Origin of the sequence: Citrobacter sp. Cpo037, assembly GCF_030332945.1 — a bacterium.
Lineage (GTDB): Bacteria > Pseudomonadota > Gammaproteobacteria > Enterobacterales > Enterobacteriaceae > Citrobacter > Citrobacter portucalensis.
Genome location: NZ_JAOWGW010000007.1, coordinates 75,152 through 98,957, shown reverse-complemented (window position 1 = coordinate 98,957; position 23,806 = coordinate 75,152). Strand labels below are relative to the sequence as shown.

Here is a 23,806-nt window from a genome sequence, read left to right as displayed (position 1 = left end):
GCGTTATGTCCCGGTCAGCAAAACCCCAAAATGGCCGCCGCCGCTTTCTGCGCGATATGGTTCGCGCAGCGGGCGGGCTGGCCGTCGTTGGCGTGGCGCTGGGGTTGCAACAACAAACCGCACGCGCAACCGGCGTGCGGTTGCGCCCGCCAGGTGCACTGAGCGAGGAGGCATTCGCCAGCGCCTGCGTACGTTGCGGTCAGTGCGTTCAGGCGTGTCCGTATGACACGCTGAAACTGGCAACGTTGGCCTCCGGGCTGGCGGCCGGTACGCCGTATTTTGTCGCCCGTGATATTCCCTGCGAAATGTGTGAGGACATTCCGTGTGCCAAAGTCTGCCCGAGCGGCGCGTTGGACAGGGAAATTGAATCCATTGACGATTCGCGTATGGGGCTGGCGGTACTGCTGGATCACGAAAACTGCCTCAACTATCAGGGATTACGCTGCGACGTTTGCTATCGCGAGTGCCCGAAAATCGATGAGGCGATCACCCTGGAGCTGGACCGCAACATGCGTACCGGCAAGCATGCGCGGTTTATTCCGACCGTGCACAGCGATGCCTGTACCGGCTGTGGGAAATGCGAAAAAGTCTGCGTACTGGAACAGCCAGCAATAAAAGTGCTGCCGCTGTCGTTGGCGAAAGGGGAGTTAGGACACCATTACCGCTTCGGTTGGCTGGAGGGGAACAATGGCAAATCGTAAACGTGATGCCGGGCGTGAAGCGCAGGCAAAAAAAGGATGGTGGAAGAGTCATCGCTGGCTGCTGCTGCGTCGTTTGAGTCAATTTCTGATACTGGCGATGTTCCTCAGCGGCCCATGGCTTGGCGTGTGGATCCTGCATGGCAACTACAGTAGCAGCCTGTTGCTGGACGCTATCCCGTTCACCGATCCGCTGATTACTCTGCAAAGCCTGGCCAGCGGGCATCTGCCGGCGACGGTGGCGTTAACGGGGGCGGCTATCATCACGGTGCTGTATGCCCTGGCCGGTAAGCGACTGTTTTGCAGTTGGGTTTGTCCCATGAACCCGGTTACCGATTTAGCCAGTTGGTTGCGCAGAAGGTTTGACCTGAATCAGTCCGCAACCCTGCCGCGCCATATACGGTACGTCCTGCTGGTGGTTATCCTGGTCGGTTCCGCCCTGACCGGTACGCTGTTGTGGGAGTGGATAAATCCAGTCTCTCTGCTTGGACGGAGCCTGGTAATGGGATTCGGTAGCGGAGCGCTGCTGATCCTCGCGCTGTTTTTATTTGATTTACTGGTCGTTGAGCATGGCTGGTGCGGGCATCTTTGCCCACTGGGTGCGCTGTATAGCGTGGTGGGAAGCAAAGGGGCATTAACCGTTTCGGCAAAAGAACGTAACAGATGTAACCGCTGTATGGATTGTTTTCATGTTTGCCCGGAACCGCATGTGCTACGTGCGCCGGTGCTGGATGAGCAAAGTCCGGTGCAGGTAACCAGCCGCGATTGCATGGCCTGCGGTCGTTGCGTGGATGTCTGTTCTGAGGATGTTTTTACAATAACAACACGATGGAGTTCGGGAGCGAAATCATGAAAAGCCATGACCTGATTAAGACGCTGTGTCAATGGACGGCCCTGCTTGCCCTGGTCGTCAGTGGGGCCGTTTGGGCTGCAAATGGAGTGGATCTGAGCCAGTCACCGGAAGTCTCAGGAACACAGGAAGGGGCGATTCGCATGCCGAAAGAGCAAGAGCGCATGCCGCTGAACTATGTGAATCAGCCGCCGATGGTTCCGCATAGCGTTGAAGGGTATCAGGTGACGACTAACACTAACCGCTGCCTGCAATGCCACGGTGTGGAAAGCTATCGCACTACCGGTGCGCCGCGAATCAGTCCGACGCACTTTATGGACAGCGACGGTAAGGTATTGGCTGAAGTTGCGCCGCGTCGTTATTTCTGCCTGCAATGTCACGTTCCGCAGGCTGACGCCGCGCCGATTGTTGAAAATACCTTCACCCCCTCGAAAGGTTACGGGAAATAAGAGGTCATTATGGAAAATTCTAACCGTAAACCAGGCTGGATTAAGCGCGTCTGGCAATGGTGGCGTCGCCCCAGCCGTCTGGCGCTCGGCACGCTGTTGTTAATCGGCTTTGTGGGCGGCATTATTTTCTGGGGCGGCTTTAATACCGGTATGGAAAAGGCCAATACAGAAGAGTTCTGCATTAGCTGTCACGAAATGCGCAATACGGTATACCAGGAATACATGGAAACCGTACACTACAACAACCGCAGTGGTGTGCGAGCGACTTGCCCTGATTGCCACGTCCCGCATGAGTGGGGCCCGAAAATGATTCGTAAGATCAAGGCCAGTAAAGAGCTGTACGCGAAAGCACTGGGGCTGATAGATACACCGCAGAAATTTGAAGATCATCGTCTGACGATGGCGCAAAATGAGTGGCGGCGTATGAAAGATAATAATTCGCAAGAGTGCCGAAACTGTCACAACTTCGAGTTTATGGATTTAACCGCCCAGAAAGGCGTTGCGGCCAAAATGCACGACCAGGCCGTGAAAGACGGGCAAACCTGTATTGACTGTCATAAAGGGATAGCGCACAAACTGCCTGATATGCGCGAAGTCAAACCGGGCTTTTAACAGGATGTAGATAACCAGGTATGCTTGAAGCCAGAGAATTACTTTGCGAGCGGGATGACAGAATACTGTTCAGCAATCTGTCATTTCGCGTCAACGCAGGGGAATGGGTACAAATTACCGGCAGCAACGGCGCAGGGAAAACTACTCTGCTGCGGTTGCTTACCGGGCTGGCGCGTCCCGATGCAGGGGAGGTTTGCTGGCAAGAGCAGCCGCTGCATCACGTGCGGGACAACTACCATCAGCAACTGCTGTGGATCGGACATCAGCCGGGGATAAAAACCCGGCTTTCGGCGTTGGAGAACCTGCGTTTCTTCCATCATGACGGCGACATTGCACAGTGTCTGGCTGCGCTGGCGCAGGCGGGACTTGCCGGATATGAAGATATCCCGGTGAACCAGCTCTCCGCCGGACAACAGCGGCGTGTGGCGCTGGCCCGTTTGTGGCTGACCCGCGCCCGGCTGTGGATCCTCGATGAACCCTTTACCGCCATTGATGTGAACGGCGTTGAACGACTGACTCAGCGTATGGCGCAGCATACAGAGCAGGGTGGTATTGTTATTCTCACCACCCACCAACCGCTCAATGTCGAAACCGATAAAGTGCGACGTATTGCGCTGACCAGCGAGAGGGTAACGCAATGATGTGGCGAATCTTCCGTTTAGAACTGCGAGTTGCGTTTCGTCATAGTGCGGAAATCGCCAATCCTTTATGGTTCTTCCTGATTGTTATTACGCTGTTCCCCCTGAGCATTGGGCCGGAGCCGCAGCTACTGGCGCGCATTGCGCCGGGCATCATTTGGGTTGCGGCGCTGCTGGCATCATTGCTGGCGCTGGAACGCCTGTTTCGTGATGATCTGCAGGACGGCAGCCTTGAGCAACTGATGCTGCTGCCGTTACCGCTACCGGCCGTGGTGCTGGCGAAAGTGATGGCGCACTGGGTCGTGACCGGCCTGCCGCTGTTGATCCTCTCGCCGTTGGTGGCGCTGCTGCTGGGCATGGATATGTACGGCTGGAAAATTATGGCGCTGACGTTGTTACTCGGCACGCCGACGCTGGGCTTCCTCGGTGCGCCGGGTGTGGGGTTGACGGTGGGCTTAAAGCGCGGCGGCGTGTTGTTAAGCGTGCTGGTGCTCCCGCTCACCATACCCTTACTGATTTTTGCAACCGCCGCGATGGATGCGGCTTCTATGCACTTACCGGTTGAAGGGTACATGGCAATTCTGGGTGCGTTGCTGGTCGGCAGCGCCACGTTAAGCCCGTTTGCCACAGCCGCTGCGTTACGGATAAGCGTGCAGTAACGAGAATTAGATGTGTAGGCCGGGCAAGGCGCTCTGGCACAACGGATTTTAATTTATGGAGTCTGGTGACTGAACTATGTGGAAAACACTTCATCAATTGGCGATGCCCCCTCGGCTCTATCAGATCTGTGGCTGGTTTATCCCGTGGCTGGCGATTGCCAGCGCGGTGGTACTGATAACGGGATGGGTCTGGGGCTTTGGTTTTGCGCCTGCGGATTATCAGCAGGGGCAGAGCTATCGCATTATTTATCTGCACGTTCCGGCGGCAATCTGGTCGATGGGCATTTATGCCTCGATGGCTGTTGCCGCGTTTATCGGCCTGGTCTGGCAGATGAAAATGGCCAATCTGGCGCTGGCTGCGATGGCGCCGATTGGTGCAGTGTTTACCTTTATTGCGCTGGTGACCGGCTCCGCATGGGGCAAACCGATGTGGGGAACCTGGTGGGTCTGGGATGCCCGACTCACCTCTGAACTGGTGCTGCTGTTTCTCTACGTGGGCGCCATTGCGCTGTGGCATGCCTTTGACGACCGCCGTCTGGCAGGTCGTGCCGCCGGTATTCTGGTGCTGATTGGCGTGGTCAACTTACCGATTATCCACTACTCGGTTGAGTGGTGGAATACGCTGCATCAGGGGTCTACCCGCATGCAGCAAAGCATCGATCCGGCGATGCGTACGCCGCTGCGTCTGGCGATCGTCGGCTACCTGTTACTGTTTGTCACGCTGGCGCTGATGCGCATGCGTAACCTGGTTTTGATGATGGAAAAACGCCGCCCGTGGGTGAGCGAACTGATCTTAAAAAGAGGCCGCCAATGACCCCTGCATTTGCATCATGGAGTGATTTTTTCGCGATGGGCGGCTACGCCTTGTATGTCTGGCTTGCCGTAGCGATGAGCATTATCCCGCTGGTGGTGCTGGTACTGCATTCCGCGTTACAACATCGCGCAATTTTACGCGGTGTGGCGCAGCAGCGGGCGAGAGAAGCGCGTATGCGTGCGGCGCAAGTGCAACGGGAGGCGGCGTGAATATTCGACGTAAAAATCGGTTATGGATAGCCTGTGCGGTACTGGCGGGTCTGGCGTTGACCATTACGCTGGTGCTTTATGCGCTGCGTTCTAATATTGACCTGTTCTATACGCCGGGAGAGATACTCTACGGTAAGCGCGAAACGCAGCAGATGCCCGAAGTCGGTCAGCGCCTGCGCGTGGGCGGAATGGTGATGCCCGGTAGCGTAAAGCGCGACCCGCAGTCGTTGAAGGTGAATTTCAGTATCTATGACGCCGAAGGTGTGGTGGATGTCACCTACGAAGGCATTCTGCCGGATCTGTTCCGCGAAGGGCAGGGTGTCGTTGTTCAGGGCGAACTGGACGAAGGAAATCATGTGCAGGCCAAAGAGGTTCTTGCCAAACATGATGAGAATTACACCCCGCCGGAAGTCGAAAAAGCGATGCAGGAAAACCATCGTCGCCCGGAAAGTGTTTATAAGGATAAAACGTCATGATGCCTGAAATTGGCAATGCGCTGTTGTGCCTTGCGCTCGGCGTGGCGTTACTACTGTCGGTCTATCCGCTGTGGGGCGTAGCGCGCGGCGACGTGCGAATGATGGCCTCCGCGCGGCCTTTTGCCTGGGTTCTGTTTATCTGCGTGATGGGGGCGTTCCTGATTCTGGTCAACGCCTTCGTGGTTAATGACTTTACCGTCACCTACGTTGCCAGCAACTCCAATACCCAGCTTCCGGTCTGGTATCGGGTGGCAGCAACCTGGGGGGCTCATGAAGGCTCGCTGTTGCTATGGGTGCTGCTGATGAGCGGCTGGACGTTCGCCGTTGCGGCGTTCAGCCAGCGAATGCCGCTGGACATCGTTGCTCGCGTGCTGGCGGTGATGGGGATGGTAAGCGTTGGCTTTCTGCTGTTTATTCTGTTTACCTCCAACCCGTTTGCCCGTACGTTGCCCAACTTCCCTATTGAAGGGCGCGACCTGAACCCGCTGTTGCAGGATCCGGGGCTGATTTTCCATCCGCCGTTGCTGTACATGGGGTATGTCGGCTTCTCCGTGGCCTTCGCGTTTGCGATTGCCGCGCTAATGAGCGGACGACTGGACAGTACCTTCGCCCGTTTTTCGCGTCCGTGGACGCTGGCGGCGTGGGTGTTCCTGACGCTGGGTATTGTGCTCGGTTCGGCCTGGGCCTATTACGAGCTGGGCTGGGGCGGTTGGTGGTTCTGGGATCCAGTTGAGAACGCCTCGTTTATGCCATGGCTGGTGGGAACGGCGCTGATGCACTCGCTGTCGGTAACCGAACAGCGTGCCAGCTTTAAAGCCTGGACGCTGCTGCTGTCAATCTGCGCATTCTCGCTTTGCCTGTTAGGTACTTTCCTGGTGCGCTCCGGCGTGTTGGTATCGGTGCATGCCTTCGCCTCCGATCCGTCACGCGGGATGTTTATTCTGGCCTTTATGGTATTGGTGATTGGCGGCTCCCTGCTGCTGTTTGCGGTGCGCGGTCACAAGGTCCGTTCACGGGTAAACAACGCGCTGTGGTCGCGTGAATCTCTGCTGTTGGGCAACAACGTTCTGCTGATTGCCGCCATGCTGGTGGTGCTCTTGGGCACGCTGCTGCCGCTGGTGCACAAACAGCTGGGTCTGGGCAGCATTTCGATTGGCGAACCGTTCTTCAACACCATGTTTACCTGGCTGATGGCGCCGTTCGCGCTGTTGCTGGGAATTGGGCCATTAGTGCGCTGGGGCCGTGACCGACCGCGTAAACTGAAAACGTTACTGATTATCGCGTTTGTCACCACGCTTGTTCTGTCGCTGCTGCTGCCGTGGTTGTTTGAGGATCGCATTGCCGCTATGACGGTGGTAGGGCTGGCGATGGCATGCTGGATATTCGTGCTGGCGATGTCCGAAGCATTCCTGCGTGTTTCCCGCGGAACGAAATTAACACCAAGCTATTGGGGCATGGTGTCGGGCCACGTTGGGCTGGCGATTACTATTGTCGGTATTGCCTTCAGCCAGAACTACAGCGTTGAACGCGATGTCCGCATGAAAGCGGGTGATAGCGTCAGTATCCATAACTATCAGTTCACGTTCCGCGAAGTGAAAGATATTACCGGACCTAACTACCGGGGCGGTGTCGCCATTATTGGCGTTACCAGAGATGGCAAACCGGAAGCCACGCTGCATGCGGAAAAACGCTTCTATAACAGCACCAGTTCGATGATGACCGAAGCGGCAATTGACGGCGGGTTCACGCGCGATCTGTACGCCGCGCTGGGTGAAGAACTGGATAACGGCGCATGGGCTGTGCGTCTGTACTACAAACCGTTTATTCGCTGGATTTGGGCCGGAGGATTGCTGATGGCGCTGGGCGGATTGTTCTGCCTGTTTGATCCACGCTATCGTCAGCGCGCGCGTCCTCGCGCCGCGGTGCAAAAAAATGCGTCGGAGGCTGTATGAAGCGCAACGCACTGTTAATTCCGTTTATTATTTTTCTGATCATTGCGGCGGCGCTGCTGTGGCAGCTGGCGCGTAACGCTCAGGGGGACGATCCCACGAATCTGGAATCGGCGTTGATCGGCAAACCCGTTCCGACATTCCGCCTGGAGTCGCTGGAGAATCCAGGTCAGCATTATCAGGCCGATGTGCTGACCCAGGGCAAACCGGTATTGCTGAACGTCTGGGCGACCTGGTGTCCGACCTGTCGCGCCGAACATCAGTATCTGAACCAGCTGTCTGCACAAGGCGTGCGGGTGGTGGGTCTGAACTATAAAGACGATCGTCAGAAAGCCATTGTCTGGCTGAAAGAGCTGGGCAATCCTTACTCATTAAGCCTGTTTGACGGCGACGGTATGCTCGGTCTGGATCTTGGCGTGTACGGCGCGCCGGAAACGTTCCTGATCGACGGTAAAGGTATTATTCGGTATCGCCATGCCGGTGATTTGAATGCCAGGGTGTGGGAGAGCGAGATCAAACCGTTGTGGGATAAGTACAGTAAGGAGGCTGCGCAATGAGATTTTTACTGGGCCTGCTGATGCTGGTTATCTCGGGATCTGCGCTGGCGACCATCGATGTGATGCAGTTTAAGGATGAAGCGCAGGAGCAGCAGTTCCGTCAGCTTACCGAACAGCTGCGCTGTCCTAAATGTCAGAACAACAGTATCGCCGATTCTAACTCGATGATTGCCACTGACCTGCGCCAGAAAGTGTACGAACTGATGCAGGAAGGAAAAAGTCAGAAAGAGATTGTCGACTACATGGTGGCGCGCTACGGCAACTTCGTCACCTACGATCCACCGTTGACGCCGCTTACAGTGCTTTTGTGGGTGATGCCGGTAGTAGCGATTGGTTTGGGCGGCTGGATTATTTTTGCCCGTACTCGCCGACGCGTCCGGGTGAAGCTGGAAGAGTTTCCTGATGACGTTATCCCGGATGGCAAGCGCGGTGGATTTGGGTTGTTTGTGCCCGGCATCGTGGTGGCGCTGATCGTTGGCGCGGTGAGCTATTATGAAACCGGCAGCTATAAGCAGGTTCAGGTCTGGCATCAGGCCACTGCTCAGGCTCCGGCGCTGCTGGAACGCGCATTGGATCCGAAAGCTGCCCCGCTCAATGAAGAGGATATGACACGTCTGGCGCTGGGGCTGCGCACGCGTTTACAAGCCGATCCTACAAACGTTGAAGGTTGGATCATGCTTGGTCGTATTGGCATGGTACTCGGTAATGCCAGTACGGCCACTGAAGCCTATGCCAATGCATATCGACTGGATCCTAAAAACAGCGATGCGGCGCTGGGTTATGCGGAAGCACTGACCCGTTCATCCGATCCTGACGATAATCGCAGGGGCGGGGAGCTGTTACGCCAGCTGGTGCGCGGCGAGCATGCCAACGTGCGGGTTCTCAGCATGTACGCATTTAACGCTTTTGAACAGCAGCGCTTTGGTGAGGCGGTTGCGGCGTGGGAGATGATGCTGAAATTATTACCGGCCAATGATACCCGTCGGGCGGTGATAGAACGCAGCATTAAGCAGGCGATGGAGCAGCTAACGCCGCAGGAGAAGTAAGAGTCCAGATTACCCGAAGGCGTGCTGCTTTCGGGCCTGTGCGAGCTTTGTAGGCCGGATATGACGCTGCTGCGTCGTCATCCGGCATCTCATTGATTACTGCATGCCGCGAGTTTGCAAAAACAGGATGGTGGCAGCAACGCGAGAACGCACATTGAGTTTGCGCAGCAGGTTGCGAATATGCACCTTCACCGTCTGTTCAGAAATATTCAGCACTGATGCAATCTGTTTGTTCGACAGCCCCTGAGCAAGTTCATGCAATACATCCAGCTCGCGTTCGGTGAGAATGCTGAACGGATCTTCTTGTGCGCCAAACAGGTCACGTTCGCGCAGATATTCGCTAACGCGAGCGCTAAACGCTTTACCCCCCTTGGCGCCGTTACGAATGGCTTCCAGCAAGACTTCAGGATCGCTATCTTTCAGTAAATAACCATCCGCGCCGGCATCAATTAAGGCGTACACATCGCTGGCGGCATCCGATACGGTAAGAATAATAATTTGCGCGGTGACGCCGTCCCGACGCAGCGCATTCAGGGTGTCCAGCCCGCTCATACCTTTCATATTGAGATCCAGCAGGATCACATCAAGGTCCAGACGGTTTGCCAGATCGATAGCACTTGCGCCGTCGCCAGCTTCAGCGACTACGTCAAATGCGGGATCCAGTTGCAATAATTGACTAATTCCCCGCCGCATGAGCGGGTGGTCGTCGACAATCAGCACCCGAAAAGGCGTTACTTCAGGCATACTATTCTCCTGAGCTTTTATTAGTATCATTATTGTTTTCAGCGCATCAATCGTCCAGATTCATCGCGCTGATGAGAAGATAAATTTTACCCCAATTTATGCATGGGTAAGTAGTAAAACCTGTGCTGAAGGCTGATGTAAAACTCAGGAATGCGGAATCGCAGGCATAAAAAAACCAACCACAAGGGTTGGTTTTTTCTGGGATTTTTGGTCGGCACGAGAGGATTTGAACCTCCGACCCCCGACACCCCATGACGGTGCGCTACCAGGCTGCGCTACGTGCCGACGCTATGGCTGCTAATACTACTGCTTTCCGCTACGAATGCAAGAGGATGCCTCACTAACTGATTTATAATTAATCAGTTAGCAATAAATCGTTTCTCATCCGTCAGAACCTGTAGCAGCAGGCTGAGCTGCGGTTTCTGATCTTTAATTTTCTCGCCACGTAAATCATAGGTCTGGTAATTACCGTTGTTGTTCAGTACCAGCGTCATCTCTGGTGTGGTCACTGCCATCGTGCTGCCGTCAGCGGCGGTCACCCAGTAATGACGACGGGTTGCATTGAACAAATCCTGCCCCTGCGAGTATTCGTTAGCCGGCGTGCTGACATGCAGCAGGCGCTGCATCAGCGTCGTCATCAGGTCTGTATGATCGGTCAGGCTATTGATGCGCTGGGCAGGTGTTCCCGGCCAGTGAATAACCAGAGGAACCTGCAGATGACCGCGCGACCAGGCAAAGTTGTTCTCTTCCTGCGTCAGCGGCACGCCTCTACCAGCGGTAATAATCACCACCGTGTTGTCCAGTTTACCCGAGTCGCGCAGGGCGCTAAGAACACGGTTAATATTGGCATCCACATCCTGAGCGGCGCTGGCGTAGCGTTTGGCAAAGTTCTTCTGGTTACTGTCATCAAGGTTTGTCCCGTTAAAGGAGACCCAGGAGAACCAGCGATTATCTTCCTGCGCGTAGCGTCCCAGCCAGTTAATCCATTGGCTTGCGGTTTGTTCGTCTGATTGCGTTTGCACGCTCGGCATGGAGAAATCTGACAGCAGCGCCTGACGATAAAGCGGGCTGGTAAAGCCATCCGAGGAGAATAGCCCTAACTGATAACCCTGCTGGTTCAGTGCAGAGATCAGCGCCGCAGGCGTTCGGGTCGATAAAATGCCGTCCATGTAGCTTGGCGAAACGCCGTAGAACAGGCCAAAGATCCCGTTATCCGTGGTGTTGCCTGAGCTCATGTGACGCGTAAAGGAGATATTCTGCCCGGCGAACTCAGCCAGCGCAGGCATCTGCTTTTCAAAGCGTGAGTAGTTCAGGCCGTCTACGGTGATCAGCAGAACGTTCTGGCCGGTGCCCATATCGCGATAGTGCAGTTCGCTGAGCGGGTACTGCACGGAAACCGCTTCCGGATTGCCCTGTTCGATCAGGCGACGCTGATACTCTTGCGCATCCAGCAGGCCATGTTTTTCCAGAAACTTACGCGCCGTCATCGGGTAAGAGAGTGGCAGGTTTGCGCGCTGCATGGTAATCGGGCGATAGAAATTGGCATCAGCCCAGATATACACCACATGCGAGGCGATAAAAGAAACGAAAAAGAATGCCGCTAACGGTTTGGCGAAATGGCGACGACGCGTCAGGCTGCGCAGCTTTTGCCAGCTCCAGGTCGCAAACAACATTTCTATTAACAGGATAACCGGCACGCTGATAAACAACAGTTGCCAGTCACGCGCCGCTTCATTCTGGTCAGGGTTAATGACCAGTTCCCAGACGATCGGGTTGAGGTGCAGGTGGAAGCGGGTGAAAACCTCGCTGTCGATTAACAACAGCGTCATGCCAGCCGTCGCCAGAATAGCCGATAAGAATCGCATCAGCCTCTGGGACATGACGATAAACGTCAGGGGAAACAGGATTAGCAGATAGGTGGCAAACACCAGAAAGCTAAAATGCCCGACAACGCTCAGGTAGGAATATACACGACCTGCAAGGGTTGTCGGCCAGTCGGCGACAAACAGGTAACGGCTACCGAGAACCATGGCCAACAGAATGTTGAACAAGGCAAACCAGTGCCCCCAGCTAACCATCTGGGAGACTTTCTCACGGTAGCGCTGACGATGAGTTACCATAAACTGTTGTTCGTTTCCCCGGAGCAGGCTCTTAATGCGCTTGGTCGTCGTTTACCGAAGACTGCAATGCGCGGGCAAAAGAGTTGGCAATCGCCTGGCGCTGGGCCGGTGCGATGCTTGTATTGATAAGGTTAGTCACCATATTTCCCAGTACCATCAGGGAAAGGTCGGTCGGCGCCTTATGTTTTTCCAGTACGTTGAGCATCTCATTCAGCAGTTGTTCAACGTGTTCGTCACTATAGCGGGAAATTTGTGGCATAAATCGAAATCAGTCTGTTCATGAAAGGGCAACATATTACCGTACAGACAGTTTTTTTTCTGCTTTTTTATCTTCTATTGCGTCACTGCCCGGCAGGTGGTTGAATACCGCCCGGTCTAAAAGGAGAGTTTATCATGAGTCTGGATATCAACCAGATTGCCCTGCACCAGCTTATCAAACGTGACGAGCAGAACCTTGAGCTGGTCTTGCGCGATTCATTACTGGAACCGACAGCGACGGTTGTCGATATGATGGCTGAGTTGCATCGGGTGTATAGCGCCAAGAATAAAGCCTATGGCCTGTTTAGCGAAGAGAGTGAACTGGCGCAAACGCTGCGTTTACAGCGTCAGGGTGAAGAGGATTTTCTGGCATTTAGTCGTGCCGCGACCGGACGCTTGCGGGACGAACTGGCGAAATATCCTTTTGCCGACGGTGGTATTGTTCTGTTCTGCCATTATCGCTATCTGGCGGTAGAGTATCTGTTAGTTGCTGTGCTGAACAATTTAAGCAGCATGCGCGTCAATGAAAATCTGGATATCAATCCGACGCACTATCTGGATATCAATCATGCGGACATCGTGGCGCGCATTGATTTAACCGAGTGGGAAACCAACCCGGAGTCCACGCGCTATCTGACGTTCCTGAAAGGGCGGGTAGGGCGCAAAGTCGCCGATTTCTTTATGGACTTCCTCGGTGCCAGCGAAGGTCTGAATGCCAAAGCGCAAAACCGTGGCCTGCTGCAGGCGGTCGATGACTTTACTGCCGAGGCGCAACTCGATAAAGCCGAACGCCAGAACGTGCGTCAGCAGGTGTATAGCTACTGTAACGAGCAGCTGCAGGCTGGTGAAGAGATCGAACTGGAGTCGCTGTCTAAAGAGCTTTCCGGCGTCAGTGAAGTTAGCTTCAGCGAATTTACCGCTGATAAAGGTTACGAGCTGGAAGAGAGCTTCCCTGCGGATCGCAGTACGCTGCGTCAGTTAACCAAATTTGCCGGCAGCGGCGGTGGGTTAACCATTAACTTCGACGCTATGTTATTGGGTGAGCGTATTTTCTGGGATCCGGCTACAGATACGTTGACCATCAAAGGTACGCCGCCGAACCTGCGCGACCAGCTGCAGCGTCGCACGTCGGGCGGGAAATAAAACCGTTTGCTGGATGGAGCGGAAACGCCTTATCCGGCAAGCGTGCTTCATCTTTACCGCCAAAAAAATCCCATAAAAAAACCCCGCCAAGGCGGGGTTTTTCTTCAACTTGTTGGCGATTACGCGCGAACGAAGTCGATGTGAGACAGCTTCGGCTTGAACGGGTGACGCTGTACAGCCTGAGCTTTAACTTTAACTTCTTTACCGTCAACAACGATGGTCAGAACTTCGCTGTAGAATTCAGCTTTAGCTTGCATGTTCATAACTGCATCGTGATCCAGTTCGATAGCAATCGGGGCTTCTGCGCCACCGTAGATGATTGCCGGGAACTTGTTAGCGGCACGCAGGCGGCGGCTCGCACCCTTACCCTGCTCTTTACGTACTTCAGCGTTGATAGTAAACATTTAAATCTCTCTTTAATAATTCCTGCTACAGGCGACCCAGCAACAGGTAAGTGATCTGCTTTGCGTATGCAAAAGCGGGCGAGATTCTATACTCAAACGGCTGGTACATCAATCAAAAGTACGATTAACCGCGTAATTCATGTGCCCGACGAAAGCGTCCTTCATAATCGAAGACCTTTTCACGGACCTGCCAGTACTGACCTTTCATACGCGCCACCACGAAATCAGGATGCCGTAACAACGCCTGCTGATTGAGGATATCGGCGGCGGTTATCCAGCGTAAGGGTATACCGGGTGTTCGGGTGTGCGGGCGAATAAACAGTTGTTCGAAGGCCGTACGCTGCGCGGGAGTGTGCAGGCGAAAGCGTTCGCTGACGTCAGCGCCATCTTCATCGTAATAGGTGATTTTCAGCCATTCGCCTTTATCATCCTGCCCGTTTTGTAACACCATACCGCTACAGCGCAGGACCAGCGCATCTTTGAGCCTGAGCGCGGCTTTCAGCATGTCATCCGGGTCAACCAGCACCGCATCGCACTCCCGACAACGGCGGGCGGCGATGTCATTTTCCGCGTTGCACTGTGGGCAGTTTTTAAAACGGAAACGAAAATCGCACTGTTCGCGATGGCCGTCATCATCTTCAAACCATCCCTGGCAGCGGCGGCCAAAATGTTCAATCAGCGTGCCGTCTGCCGTGGTTTTGCCCCAGAAGGTGTTTGCAAATCCGCAGGCAGGACAGAACACCTGTACCGGAACGTTGTCGCTTTTTCCTTTCGGAGCACCCACTTCCGGTGCGTACAAATCGTGCGGGTTGCCGGCATAATCGAGGATCAGACAGTCGGTTTTACCCGGTGCAAGGCGCAACCCACGACCGACAATTTGTTGGTAAAGGCTAACTGACTCTGTTGGGCGCAGAATAGCGATAAGGTCGACGTGCGGGGCATCGAAGCCGGTGGTCAGGACCGACACATTCACCAGATAGCGAAAGCGCTGGGCTTTGAACTCTTCAATCAGCACGTCGCGCTCAGCGCCTGGCGTATCTCCAGTGATTAGCGCGGCGTCGTCAGCGGGCAGCAGGCCCAGAATTTCTTTGGCGTGCTCAACGGTGGCGGCGAAAATCATCACCCCTTTGCGGGTTTGGGCAAACTCGATAATCTGGCTGATGATATGCGGCGTTATTCGCTGCTGCTTTTTCAGCTCCTGATTCAGATCCGCTTCGCTAAACAGGCCGTTACTCTGTGCCTGCAGGCGGCTAAAGTCATACTGCACGACCGGCATGTCGAGGCGTTCTGGCGGCGTCAGGTAGCCGTGTTTAATCATGTAGCGCAGCGGTAATTCATAAATGCAGTCGCGAAACAGCGCTTTTTCATCGCCGCGCACCATACCATGATAATGAAAATGATAAATCCAGCCCTTACCCAAACGAAAAGGTGTGGCGGTAAGCCCGAGCAGACGTAAGTGGGGATTTACTTTAGTCAGGTGAGTGAGGATTTGCTGATACTGACTCTCTTCATCATCGCCAATACGATGACATTCATCGACGATCAGCAGGGAGAATTCACCCTGAAAGGCGTCCAGATTACGCGCTACCGACTGTACGCTGCCAAAGACTACTTTCCCGTGGCTCTCTTTACGCTTCAGGCCTGCGGCAAAAATATCGGCTTCCAGCCCCAGCGCACAATATTTGGCATGGTTTTGTGCGACCAGTTCTTTGACGTGCGCCAGTACCAGTACGCGACCACGTGCCACGCGGGCCAGTTCTGCAATCACCAGACTTTTGCCCGCGCCGGTTGGCAGGACGATAACCGCTGGCGTGCGGTGGTGGCGAAAATGGTTGAGCGTGGCGTCCACGGCTTCTTTTTGGTACGGGCGAAGAGTAAAAATCATGAGCTCATTAAGGTAAACAGCAACAATGTATAGTATGCCATGAATCATTTCCCTTGAGGGATGGTGTAACACCGCTATACTGGGCGGATAACAGTCCCACTTTTCGGGCGTAAACCCGCTTCTCGTATTTTTACAGGCAAAAATCACACTCATGCGACTTGATAAATTTATCGCTCAGCAACTCGGCGTCAGCCGCGCTATTGCCGGGCGTGAGATCCGTGCTAACCGCGTTACCGTTGACGGTGAAATCGTTAAAAACAGTGCCTTTAAGCTGCTACCAGAACACGACGTCGAATATGACGGTAATTCCCTCGTTCAACAAAATGGCCCGCGCTATTTTATGCTGAATAAGCCTCAGGGTTATGTTTGCTCAACGGATGACCCGGATCATCCGACGGTGCTCTATTTCCTTGATGAACCGGTTGCCTACAAACTGCATGCGGCAGGGCGTCTGGATATCGACACCACCGGATTGGTACTGATGACCGATGACGGACAGTGGTCGCATCGTATCACCTCTCCTCGTCACCATTGTGAGAAAACCTATCTGGTGACGCTGGAGTCGCCAGTGGCAGACGATACCGCCGAGCAGTTTGCCCGTGGCGTACAGTTGCATAATGAAAAAGACCTGACCAAACCGGCTGTTCTGGAGGTCATTACGCCAACTCAGGTGCGATTGACCATCAGCGAAGGGCGCTATCATCAGGTAAAACGTATGTTTGCCGCGGTGGGTAACCACGTTGTGGAACTGCACCGTGAACGAATTGGTGACATCAGGCTTGATGACGATCTGGAGCCGGGTGAATACCGTCCATTGACCGAAGAAGAAATCGCCAGCGTTAACTTAACCCCGCGTTAATTTCAGGAGCTAAATGTGACCACCCGGCAGAACTCGTCAATTGCCATAGTCTTTATCCTTGGCTTGTTAGCCATGCTGATGCCGTTGTCGATTGATATGTATCTTCCGGCGCTACCTGTTATCTCAGAACAGTTTGGTGTGCCTGCGGGTAGCGCGCAGATGACCCTCAGTACCTATATTCTGGGGTTTGCAGTGGGGCAGTTGCTCTATGGCCCAATGGCTGACAGCATTGGGCGCAAGCCGGTGATTCTGGGCGGAACGCTGGTGTTTGCGGCGGCGGCAGTGGCCTGCGCCCTGGCGCAAACTATCGATCAACTGATCGTGATGCGTTTCTTCCACGGTCTGGCTGCCGCGGCGGCGAGCGTGGTTATCAACGCCCTGATGCGCGATATCTATCCGAAGGAAGAGTTCTCGCGCATGATGTCATTCGTCATGCTGGTGACCACAATTGCGCCCTTGTTGGCACCTATCGTGGGTGGTTGGGTGCTGGTATGGCTTAGCTGGCACTATATCTTTTGGATCCTCGCCATGGCGGCTGTTCTGGCGTCGGTGATGATCTTTACGCTAATCAAAGAGACCCTGCCTGTAGAGCGTCGCCAGCCGTTTCGCCTGCGTACCACTATTGGCAACTTTGCCTCGCTGTTTCGTCATAAACGAGTGCTGAGCTATATGCTGGCCAGCGGGTTCAGCTTTGCCGGGATGTTCTCGTTTCTGAGCGCCGGACCCTTTGTTTACATTGAGATTAACCACGTTTCACCGCAGCATTTCGGTTATTACTTCGCACTTAACATCGTATTCCTGTTCGTGATGACTATCATCAACAGCCGCTTTGTGCGTCGGGTTGGGGCATTGAATATGTTCCGTACTGGTCTGTGGATCCAGTTCGTGATGGCGGGATGGATGGTCTTTAGTGCACTGTTTGGGCTGGGGTTCTGGGCTCTGGTCGTTGGCGTTGCGGCGTTTGTTGGCTGTGTATCGATGGTGTCATCAAACGCCATGGCGGTTATCCTGGATGAATTTCCGCATATGGCAGGAACGGCGTCATCGCTGGCTGGGACATTCCGCTTCGGCATTGGCGCCATTGTCGGGGCCCTGTTGTCTCTGGCGACCTTTAACTCGGCCTGGCCAATGATATGGTCGATCGCATTTTGCGCTACCTGCTCAATTCTCTTCTATCTTTACGCCAGTCGCGCTCAAAAACGGTGATCTATTACACAACCTGGGGGCCATAAGGTCTCCAGAGTTGATGTACATCAACCGCAAATCTATCATTTCCCCTGCTTATGTTTATTTTATGTAAAATCAATTTATGTAAAAAGTCACATCATTGTAGTTAAAAAGGTTGAGTTAGATCGCAGAAACGAGTACATATAGCCCGGAAATATGCCAGAACCGTTGAATAAATTTAATTACTGGGTTCTGTAAGCAGCATAAGTACTGGATGTAAACGTTTACCAACTGTCTAAAGACGTATTGTCAATGATGTGTTAATATTGATGTAAAATAATTGTGAAGTGATTGTGCTTCCAGGGAAAGAAAGTGATGACATTACAACTCTCAATCGTTCATCGTCTGCCGCAGAGCTATCGTTGGTCGGTGGGTTTCGCAGGTTCGAAAGTTGAACCGATTCCGCAAAACGGTCAGAGTAATGAGAACAGCCTGGTGGCACTCAAATTGCTCAGCCCTGATGGTGACAGCGCGTGGTCAGTCATGCATAAGCTCAGCCAGGCCCTCAGTGATATCGAGGTTCCTTGTTCCGTACTGGAATGTGAAGGGGAGCCGTGCCTGTTTGTGAATCGCCAGGACGAATTTGCCGCGACCTGCAGACTGAAAAACTTCGGCGTGGCTATCGCAGAACCGTTTTCAAACAACAATCCTTTTTGAGCGTCAGCTTAGCGCGAGCAGCTGACGCGTATAGGCTTGCTGTGGCGCGTTAAATACGTGCTCGCATTGCCCTTGCTCCACGACCTCTCCCTGACGTAGCACAATAACCTGATGGCATAACGCGCGTACTACGTGCAAATCATGGCTGATAAAAATATAAGCTAGCCGATGCTTTTCCTGTAAGGACTTTAACAACGTCAGGATTTGCGCCTGTACGGTCCTGTCGAGCGACGATGTTGGTTCATCCAGAATGATCAGGGAAGGTTTGAGAATCAATGCTCTGGCAATAGCAATGCGTTGGCGTTGCCCACCAGAAAACTCCGCAGGATAACGATGTCGCGTTTCGCTATCCAATCCCACTTCCGCCATCACCGCTTTCACCTGTGCCTCGCGTTGTTCGGCTGACAGGGTAGGCTGATGAACGCGCAACCCCTCCTCGATAATCTGTAGCACGCTCAGGCGTGGGTTTAGCGAGGAGTTGGGATCCTGAAATACCACCTGAATACGGTGACGGACCGGCAACAGCTGGCGTCGATTTAAGGTATGCAGTGCCAGACCATCGAACACAATGCTTCCCTGCGAGGTGATTAGCCGCAGAAGCGCCAGTCCGGTAGTGCTTTTTCCGGAGCCTGACTCTCCAACCAGCCCCAGCGTTTCACCGGGCCGGAGGGAAAAACTGACGTCGTTAACGACGACGTTGTGGTCCACCACGCGTTTCAGGATGCCTTTGCGGATAGGAAAGGCGACGCGGAGTTTTTCTACCTCCAGCAGCGGAGCTTGCCCAGCAGGTACAGGCACCGGATCGCCGGAAGGTTCGCTGTTTAACAATTTCTGCGTGTAGGGATGCGTTGGAGCAGCCAACAGCTGTGCTGCTCGATTTTGCTCAACGCACTGGCCGTTTTGCATGACCGCCACGGTATCGGCCAGCTTTTTCACAATGCTCAGGTTGTGGGTGATGAACAGTAATCCCATGTTCAGCTCGCGCTGTAGTTCTCTCAGCAGTTGCAGGATCTGTGCCTGGACGGAAACGTCCAGCGCGGTGGTCGGTTCATCGGCAATAAGCAACTCCGGTCGTGTTAGCAACGCCATGGCGATCATCACGCGCTGGCGTTCACCGCCGGACAGCTGGTGCGGGTAATCTGCGAGACGTTTGGCTGCCTGACGGATGCCAACGCGATCCAGGCAGGTCAGGATTTCTGCCCGCGCCGCCTCCCGACGCATTCCCCTATGCAGCGACAGCACTTCATAAAGCTGTTTTTCCAGATTGTGGAGCGGGTTCAGTGACACCATCGGCTCCTGGAAAATCATGGCGATTTTATTCCCCCGTACGCCGCGAAGCGTCTGCTCGTTGGCGTGAAGTAATGATTCACCATGAAAACGGATGTCCCCGGAAGGGTAAACTACCGGAGGGGACGGTAACAACCGTAGGATAGAAAGCGCGGTCACGCTTTTACCCGAGCCAGATTCACCCACCAGCGCCAGCGTTTGTCCGGCATCAACCCGTAGTGAGAGGGCATTGACTACGGTGCGCACGGTCTCTTGTTGACGAAAACCTACCGATAAATTCTCAATGGCTAACAGAGGTTGTGTCATTTTAAATCGCCTTGTTGGGATCAAACGCATCGCGTACCGCTTCACCAATAAAGATCAGTAGCGATAGTAGCAGGGCAACGGAGATGAACGCGGTGATGCCAAGCCACGGTGCCTGCAGGTTGTTTTTACCCTGCAACAGGAGTTCTCCCAGTGATGGCGAGCCAAGCGGTAAACCGAACCCAAGAAAATCCAGTGAGGTCAGAGTAGTTATCGAGGCGCATAAAATAAACGGTAAAAAAGTCAGGGCCGCGACCATCGCGTTGGGCAGCATATGACGCAGAATAATACTGCGATCGCTTACGCCTAGCGCTTGAGCGGCTCGAATGTAATCAAAGTTTCGGGTACGTAAAAATTCCGCGCGCACCACGCCAACCAGGCTCATCCAGCCAAACAATACGGTAATGCCCAGCAGCCACCAGAAGTTAGGCTGGACCACACTCGACAATAGAATGATGAGAAACAGCGTTGGCATTCCTGACCAAACTTCAATGAATCGTTGCCCCCACAGATCCACCTTGCCGCCATAATAGCCCTGAATTGCGCCAGCCATAATGCCCATCACGCTCGAACAGAGGGTGAGCATTAGACCAAACAAGACAGAAATACGTGTGCCGTAGAGGATGCGTGCCAGTACATCACCGCCGTTAGCGTCTGTTCCCAGCCAGTTTTGTGCGGAAGGCGGGGAAGGGAAGGGCTTATCGGTGGCAAAGTTAATGCTGGTGGCCCCAAAGCGTATTGGTGCCCACAGGATCCAGCCCTGGTTTTCCAGGCGCTGTTGTAGCCACGGGTCCTGATAATCAGCCTGAGTCGCCAGCGGTCCGCCGAAGTCGCTTTCACTGTAGTTTTTGAACAGGGGGAAATACCAGCTATTGTCGTAGCGCACCAGTAGCGGCTTATCATTGGCAATCAGTTCTGAACACAGGCTAAGGCCGAACAGCACCAGAAAAATCCACAGCGACCAGTAGCCGCGACGGTTGTGGCGAAAGCGCGCCCAGCGGGCCTGATTGACGGGGCTTAATCGCGACATTAGCGTCCCTCAAAATCAATACGAGGATCGACCAGCGTATAGCTGATGTCGCTGAGGATATTCAGCAGCAGACCGATCAGGGTGAAGATATAAAGCGTGCCAAACATTACCGGGTAGTCGCGTGATACGGTAGATTCATAACCCAGCAATCCCAGGCCGTTAAGTGAGAACATCACTTCAATCAGCAGTGAGCCGGTAAAAAACATGCTGATAAACGTTGCCGGGAAGCCGGCGATCACCAGCAACATGGCATTGCGAAACACATGTTTCCACAGAATATTTTTCTCGCTGACCCCTTTAGCGCGTGCGGTGACGACATATTGTTTGCGCACCTCATCCAGAAATGAGTTCTTGGTCAACATAGTCAGCGCGGCAAACCCACCAACCACCGTCGCCAGCACCGGCAGGGTAATATGCCAAAGGTAGTCGGTTACTTTCTGATACCAGGGCAGGGAGTCAAAATTGGCGGAAACCAGCCCGCGAAGCGGGAACAGGTCGTAGTAGCTTCCCCCGGCAAAAAAGACGATCAGCAAAATGGCAAACAGAAAGGCCGGTATGGCATAGCCGATAATAATAAATGCGCTGCTCCAGACATCAAACCGGCTGCCGTTATGCACCGCTTTGCGGATCCCAAGCGGTATCGACACCAGGTAGATGATGAGCGTACTCCACAGCCCCAGCGTGACGGAAACAGGCAGGCTGTCTTTGATAAGCGTCAGCACCGAGGCGCTACGAAACAGGCTGTCACCGAAATCGAAACGAATGTAATCCCAGAGCATTTTGAAGTAACGCTCATGAATGGGCTTATCGAACCCATAGCGGCGAGTGATTTCGGCGATCACTTCCGGGTCCAGACCCCGGCCGCCTCGATAATTACTGTCGCTGATGTTACCCACGCCGGTTTGCGCGTGGCTGGCACGAACGCCTTCGCTACCCGCGCCGGGTAATGCCCCGCTTTGCCCGAACTCAATGGCGGCGACGGCCTGTTCAACTGGACCGCCGGGGGCTATCTGCACGATAAAAAAGTTGATGGTGATGATGGCCCAAAGCGTTGGGATCACCAGCAGCAGACGTCGAATCAGATAAGCGCCCATTTATTCTCCCTGCCGCCTGGCTGCGGGCAGCTTCGCCGCTTTGTTGACGTCATACCACCAGTTGTCGAGGCCAATAGTATAAATTGGGCGAATAGCAGGATGTGAAAATTTATCCCACCATGCAATGCGATCCTCTGCCATAAACCACATAGGCAACATGTAGTAGTTCCAGGTTAATACCCTGTCCAGCACCCGGCCCAGTGGGATCAATTTGGCTTTATCGCCTTGCGCCGCGATGATTTGGTCGATCAGTTTATCAATCACCGGGCTTTGTACGCCGGGGGCGTTGTAGCTGGAATCAATATATTGAGAGGCCCACAGAATTTGCAGGTCCGAACTCGGCCACGGCATCGCACGATACAACCTCGGCATCATGTCATAGTCGCGACTGCGCAGGCGGTTCGTGATTTGTGAGTTATCCACCTGGCGGATATTCATGGTAATACCTAAGCGTTGCAGGTTGTGCTGGAACGGCAGCACCCATTGACTGTTGCTGCCTGCCGGGAGCAACAGTTCAAAGCTCAGGGGCTTACCGTTGGCGCTATTTACGCGCTGCTGACCCTTTAGTACCCACCCGGCCTGTTCCAGTAAGGTATCGGCTTTCAACAGATTGTCGCGATCGTAGCCATCGCCTTTTGATTTTGGTGGCTGATAGATTTGGCTAAAGACCTCAGGGGGGAGATCCTTTTTCAAGGGCGCGAGTATCACCAACTCATCCGCGTCGGGGTATTTTGTCGCGGCATATTCGGTATTCTGAAAATAGCTGTTGGTCCGGCTCCAGGCGTTATAGAACAGCGCTTTATTCATCCATTCAAAATCAAAGGCCAGCGTGATGGCTTCCCGCACCCGTCGGTCGCTGAATACCGGACGCTGAATATTAAATGCCAGCCAGCGGGTATCCTGCGCGGACTCGTTTTTTTGCTCATCTTTGATGATGTAATGATTCGCGAAATTTTTCCCGGTATAACGCGTCGCCCAGTTTTTGGCATCATTTTCAAGGCGCAGATCAAACACACCGGCCTTAAACGCTTCAAAGGCGACGTTATCATCCAGATAGTAGTCGTAGCGGATGGTATCAAAGTTCCAGCGTCCACGATTGACGGGCAGATTAGCGGCCCAATAATCTTTGACGCGCGAATAGACAATATACTGGCCCATCTTCCATTTGGTAATGCGATAAGGGCCGCTGGCGAGCGGTGGCGATGATAAGGGATCGCTGAGCTTATGATCTTTCCAGTACTTCTCTGGCATCACGGGTAATGAAAACAGGCTGAGCATGTCCTCTTTACCCGGTTTGGCTAATTCAATGCGTACGGTTAATGGCGCGATGGCTTTTACCGTTGTTCCCTTGTAGACCAGACGAAACTGCGGCACGCCTTCAGTCATAAATTTGTGGAAGGTGAATGCGACGTCGCGGGCGGTAATGGGTGAGCCATCGTGAAAACGCGCGCGTGGATTAATGGCAATTTCTACCCAGTAATAGTCGTCATCATAGCGTGCGCTGTCGGCAATGAGCGGGTAATAGCTACCAGGTTCATCGTCAGAGGTGGTAAACAGCGTATCGTAAAGCGTTTCGGTACGTGCGCCGGGGTTACCGCGCATCGCATAGCGGTTGAAGTTGTCAAATGTGCCAATGGCGGACAGGGTGATTTGACCACCTTTAGGGGCTGCGGGATTAACATAATCGAAGTGATTAAAGTTAAATGCGTACTTCGGCTCACCCAGTACGGCAAAAGCATAGCTTTCTTTGATGGATTGCGCTTGGGCGCTAAACCCGATGAGGGTAATAAACAGTAGCAGTACGCGAGGGATCATATAAAAGCGATTTCCTTTTCCTG

The 23,806-nt window shown here is 53.8% G+C and carries 25 protein-coding genes and 1 tRNA gene; 16 read left to right on the top strand and 10 right to left on the bottom strand.

The window, feature by feature from the left end; genetic code table 11:
* Positions 1-5 precede the first annotated feature (5 nt).
* The 12 genes from napG to OGX94_RS00450 all read left to right on the top strand — a co-directional run bounded on the left by napG (position 6) and on the right by OGX94_RS00450 (position 8,957).
* Positions 6-701: a ferredoxin-type protein NapG gene (gene napG / locus OGX94_RS00505; RefSeq protein ID WP_003834629.1), complete on the top strand. Its 696-nt coding sequence runs from the start codon at positions 6-8 to the stop codon at positions 699-701.
* Complete coding sequence (napH, locus tag OGX94_RS00500; protein WP_003027552.1) at positions 688-1,551, top strand: quinol dehydrogenase ferredoxin subunit NapH; 864 nt, start codon at positions 688-690, stop codon at positions 1,549-1,551. The genes napG and napH overlap by 14 nt, the downstream gene beginning before the upstream one ends.
* Entirely contained in the window at positions 1,548-1,997 is a 450-nt protein-coding gene (gene napB, locus OGX94_RS00495) for a nitrate reductase cytochrome c-type subunit (protein WP_003834627.1), read from the top strand. The genes napH and napB overlap by 4 nt, the downstream gene beginning before the upstream one ends.
* A 9-nt stretch (positions 1,998-2,006) precedes the next feature.
* The gene (gene napC, locus OGX94_RS00490; protein WP_003027548.1) at positions 2,007-2,609 is read left to right on the top strand and encodes a cytochrome c-type protein NapC; all 603 of its coding nucleotides are present in this window, start codon (positions 2,007-2,009) and stop codon (positions 2,607-2,609) included.
* A 20-nt stretch (positions 2,610-2,629) separates the two neighbouring features.
* The gene (gene ccmA / locus OGX94_RS00485) at positions 2,630-3,250 is read left to right on the top strand and encodes a cytochrome c biogenesis heme-transporting ATPase CcmA (RefSeq protein ID WP_003834625.1); all 621 of its coding nucleotides are present in this window, start codon (positions 2,630-2,632) and stop codon (positions 3,248-3,250) included.
* Positions 3,247-3,906, top strand: a complete 660-nt coding sequence (gene ccmB / locus OGX94_RS00480; protein WP_003027542.1) for a heme exporter protein CcmB — start codon at positions 3,247-3,249, stop codon at positions 3,904-3,906. Before ccmA ends, ccmB begins: the two co-directional genes overlap by 4 nt.
* Before the next feature lie 76 nt (positions 3,907-3,982).
* Positions 3,983-4,720, top strand: a complete 738-nt coding sequence (locus OGX94_RS00475) for a heme ABC transporter permease (RefSeq protein ID WP_257661805.1) — start codon at positions 3,983-3,985, stop codon at positions 4,718-4,720.
* Positions 4,717-4,929 carry a heme exporter protein CcmD gene (gene ccmD, locus OGX94_RS00470; RefSeq protein WP_003834621.1) on the top strand — a complete coding sequence of 71 codons (213 nt, stop codon included), beginning with the start codon at positions 4,717-4,719 and terminating at the stop codon, positions 4,927-4,929. Before OGX94_RS00475 ends, ccmD begins: the two co-directional genes overlap by 4 nt.
* On the top strand, positions 4,926-5,405 hold the full coding sequence (gene ccmE / locus OGX94_RS00465; RefSeq protein WP_003834619.1) for a cytochrome c maturation protein CcmE: 480 nt from the start codon (positions 4,926-4,928) through the stop codon (positions 5,403-5,405). The genes ccmD and ccmE overlap by 4 nt, the downstream gene beginning before the upstream one ends.
* Positions 5,402-7,357 carry a heme lyase CcmF/NrfE family subunit gene (locus OGX94_RS00460; protein WP_008785295.1) on the top strand — a complete coding sequence of 652 codons (1,956 nt, stop codon included), beginning with the start codon at positions 5,402-5,404 and terminating at the stop codon, positions 7,355-7,357. Before ccmE ends, OGX94_RS00460 begins: the two co-directional genes overlap by 4 nt.
* Positions 7,354-7,911, top strand: a complete 558-nt coding sequence (dsbE, locus tag OGX94_RS00455; RefSeq protein ID WP_003834613.1) for a thiol:disulfide interchange protein DsbE — start codon at positions 7,354-7,356, stop codon at positions 7,909-7,911. The genes OGX94_RS00460 and dsbE overlap by 4 nt, the downstream gene beginning before the upstream one ends.
* Positions 7,908-8,957 carry a cytochrome c-type biogenesis protein CcmH gene (locus OGX94_RS00450; RefSeq protein ID WP_193134229.1) on the top strand — a complete coding sequence of 350 codons (1,050 nt, stop codon included), beginning with the start codon at positions 7,908-7,910 and terminating at the stop codon, positions 8,955-8,957. The genes dsbE and OGX94_RS00450 overlap by 4 nt, the downstream gene beginning before the upstream one ends.
* A gap of 96 nt (positions 8,958-9,053) precedes the next feature.
* On the opposite strand, the gene narP is transcribed toward OGX94_RS00450, so the two are convergent.
* The 4 genes from narP to OGX94_RS00430 form a co-directional block, all read right to left on the bottom strand.
* A complete protein-coding gene (gene narP / locus OGX94_RS00445; protein WP_003834605.1) occupies positions 9,054-9,701 on the bottom strand; it encodes a nitrate/nitrite response regulator protein NarP in 648 nt (215 codons plus the stop codon).
* Between the two features lie 208 nt (positions 9,702-9,909).
* Positions 9,910-9,986, bottom strand: a tRNA-Pro gene (locus OGX94_RS00440).
* A gap of 74 nt (positions 9,987-10,060) precedes the next feature.
* Positions 10,061-11,821, bottom strand: coding sequence for an LPS biosynthesis-modulating metalloenzyme YejM (yejM, locus tag OGX94_RS00435; RefSeq protein ID WP_003834595.1), 1,761 nt, complete (start codon positions 11,819-11,821; stop codon positions 10,061-10,063).
* Positions 11,822-11,852: 31 nt separating this feature from the next.
* Positions 11,853-12,080: a YejL family protein gene (locus OGX94_RS00430; RefSeq protein ID WP_003027506.1), complete on the bottom strand. Its 228-nt coding sequence runs from the start codon at positions 12,078-12,080 to the stop codon at positions 11,853-11,855.
* Positions 12,081-12,214: 134 nt separating this feature from the next.
* Between OGX94_RS00430 and yejK the strand changes: the two genes are divergently transcribed.
* Entirely contained in the window at positions 12,215-13,222 is a 1,008-nt protein-coding gene (gene yejK, locus OGX94_RS00425) for a nucleoid-associated protein YejK (protein WP_003027504.1), read from the top strand.
* A 119-nt stretch (positions 13,223-13,341) separates the two neighbouring features.
* On the opposite strand, the gene rplY is transcribed toward yejK, so the two are convergent.
* Together rplY and radD are read right to left on the bottom strand one after the other, a co-directional pair.
* Positions 13,342-13,626: a 50S ribosomal protein L25 gene (gene rplY / locus OGX94_RS00420; RefSeq protein WP_003027502.1), complete on the bottom strand. Its 285-nt coding sequence runs from the start codon at positions 13,624-13,626 to the stop codon at positions 13,342-13,344.
* 124 nt (positions 13,627-13,750) lie between these two features.
* Positions 13,751-15,511 carry a DNA repair helicase RadD gene (radD, locus tag OGX94_RS00415; protein WP_032934604.1) on the bottom strand — a complete coding sequence of 587 codons (1,761 nt, stop codon included), beginning with the start codon at positions 15,509-15,511 and terminating at the stop codon, positions 13,751-13,753.
* Positions 15,512-15,662: 151 nt separating this feature from the next.
* Here radD and rsuA point away from each other — a divergent pair, with 151 nt between their 5' ends.
* From rsuA to OGX94_RS00400, 3 genes are all read left to right on the top strand, one after another.
* Entirely contained in the window at positions 15,663-16,370 is a 708-nt protein-coding gene (gene rsuA, locus OGX94_RS00410; protein ID WP_003834586.1) for a 16S rRNA pseudouridine(516) synthase RsuA, read from the top strand.
* 15 nt (positions 16,371-16,385) lie between these two features.
* On the top strand, positions 16,386-17,576 hold the full coding sequence (locus OGX94_RS00405; protein ID WP_003834584.1) for a Bcr/CflA family multidrug efflux MFS transporter: 1,191 nt from the start codon (positions 16,386-16,388) through the stop codon (positions 17,574-17,576).
* Positions 17,577-17,909: 333 nt separating this feature from the next.
* The gene (locus OGX94_RS00400; RefSeq protein ID WP_085951589.1) at positions 17,910-18,254 is read left to right on the top strand and encodes a YejG family protein; all 345 of its coding nucleotides are present in this window, start codon (positions 17,910-17,912) and stop codon (positions 18,252-18,254) included.
* A gap of 3 nt (positions 18,255-18,257) precedes the next feature.
* Here OGX94_RS00400 and yejF read toward each other — a convergent pair whose 3' ends face one another.
* From yejF to OGX94_RS00380, 4 genes are read right to left on the bottom strand one after another with little or no spacing between them, the layout of a single operon-like run.
* On the bottom strand, positions 18,258-19,847 hold the full coding sequence (gene yejF, locus OGX94_RS00395) for a microcin C ABC transporter ATP-binding protein YejF (protein WP_149281480.1): 1,590 nt from the start codon (positions 19,845-19,847) through the stop codon (positions 18,258-18,260).
* A gap of 1 nt (position 19,848) precedes the next feature.
* Positions 19,849-20,874 carry an ABC transporter permease gene (locus OGX94_RS00390; RefSeq protein WP_003834577.1) on the bottom strand — a complete coding sequence of 342 codons (1,026 nt, stop codon included), beginning with the start codon at positions 20,872-20,874 and terminating at the stop codon, positions 19,849-19,851.
* Complete coding sequence (locus tag OGX94_RS00385) at positions 20,874-21,968, bottom strand: microcin C ABC transporter permease YejB (RefSeq protein WP_003834575.1); 1,095 nt, start codon at positions 21,966-21,968, stop codon at positions 20,874-20,876. The genes OGX94_RS00390 and OGX94_RS00385 overlap by 1 nt, the downstream gene beginning before the upstream one ends.
* On the bottom strand, positions 21,969-23,783 hold the full coding sequence (locus OGX94_RS00380; protein ID WP_286568481.1) for an extracellular solute-binding protein: 1,815 nt from the start codon (positions 23,781-23,783) through the stop codon (positions 21,969-21,971). It abuts the gene before it with no gap.
* Positions 23,784-23,806: the final 23 nt, after the last annotated feature.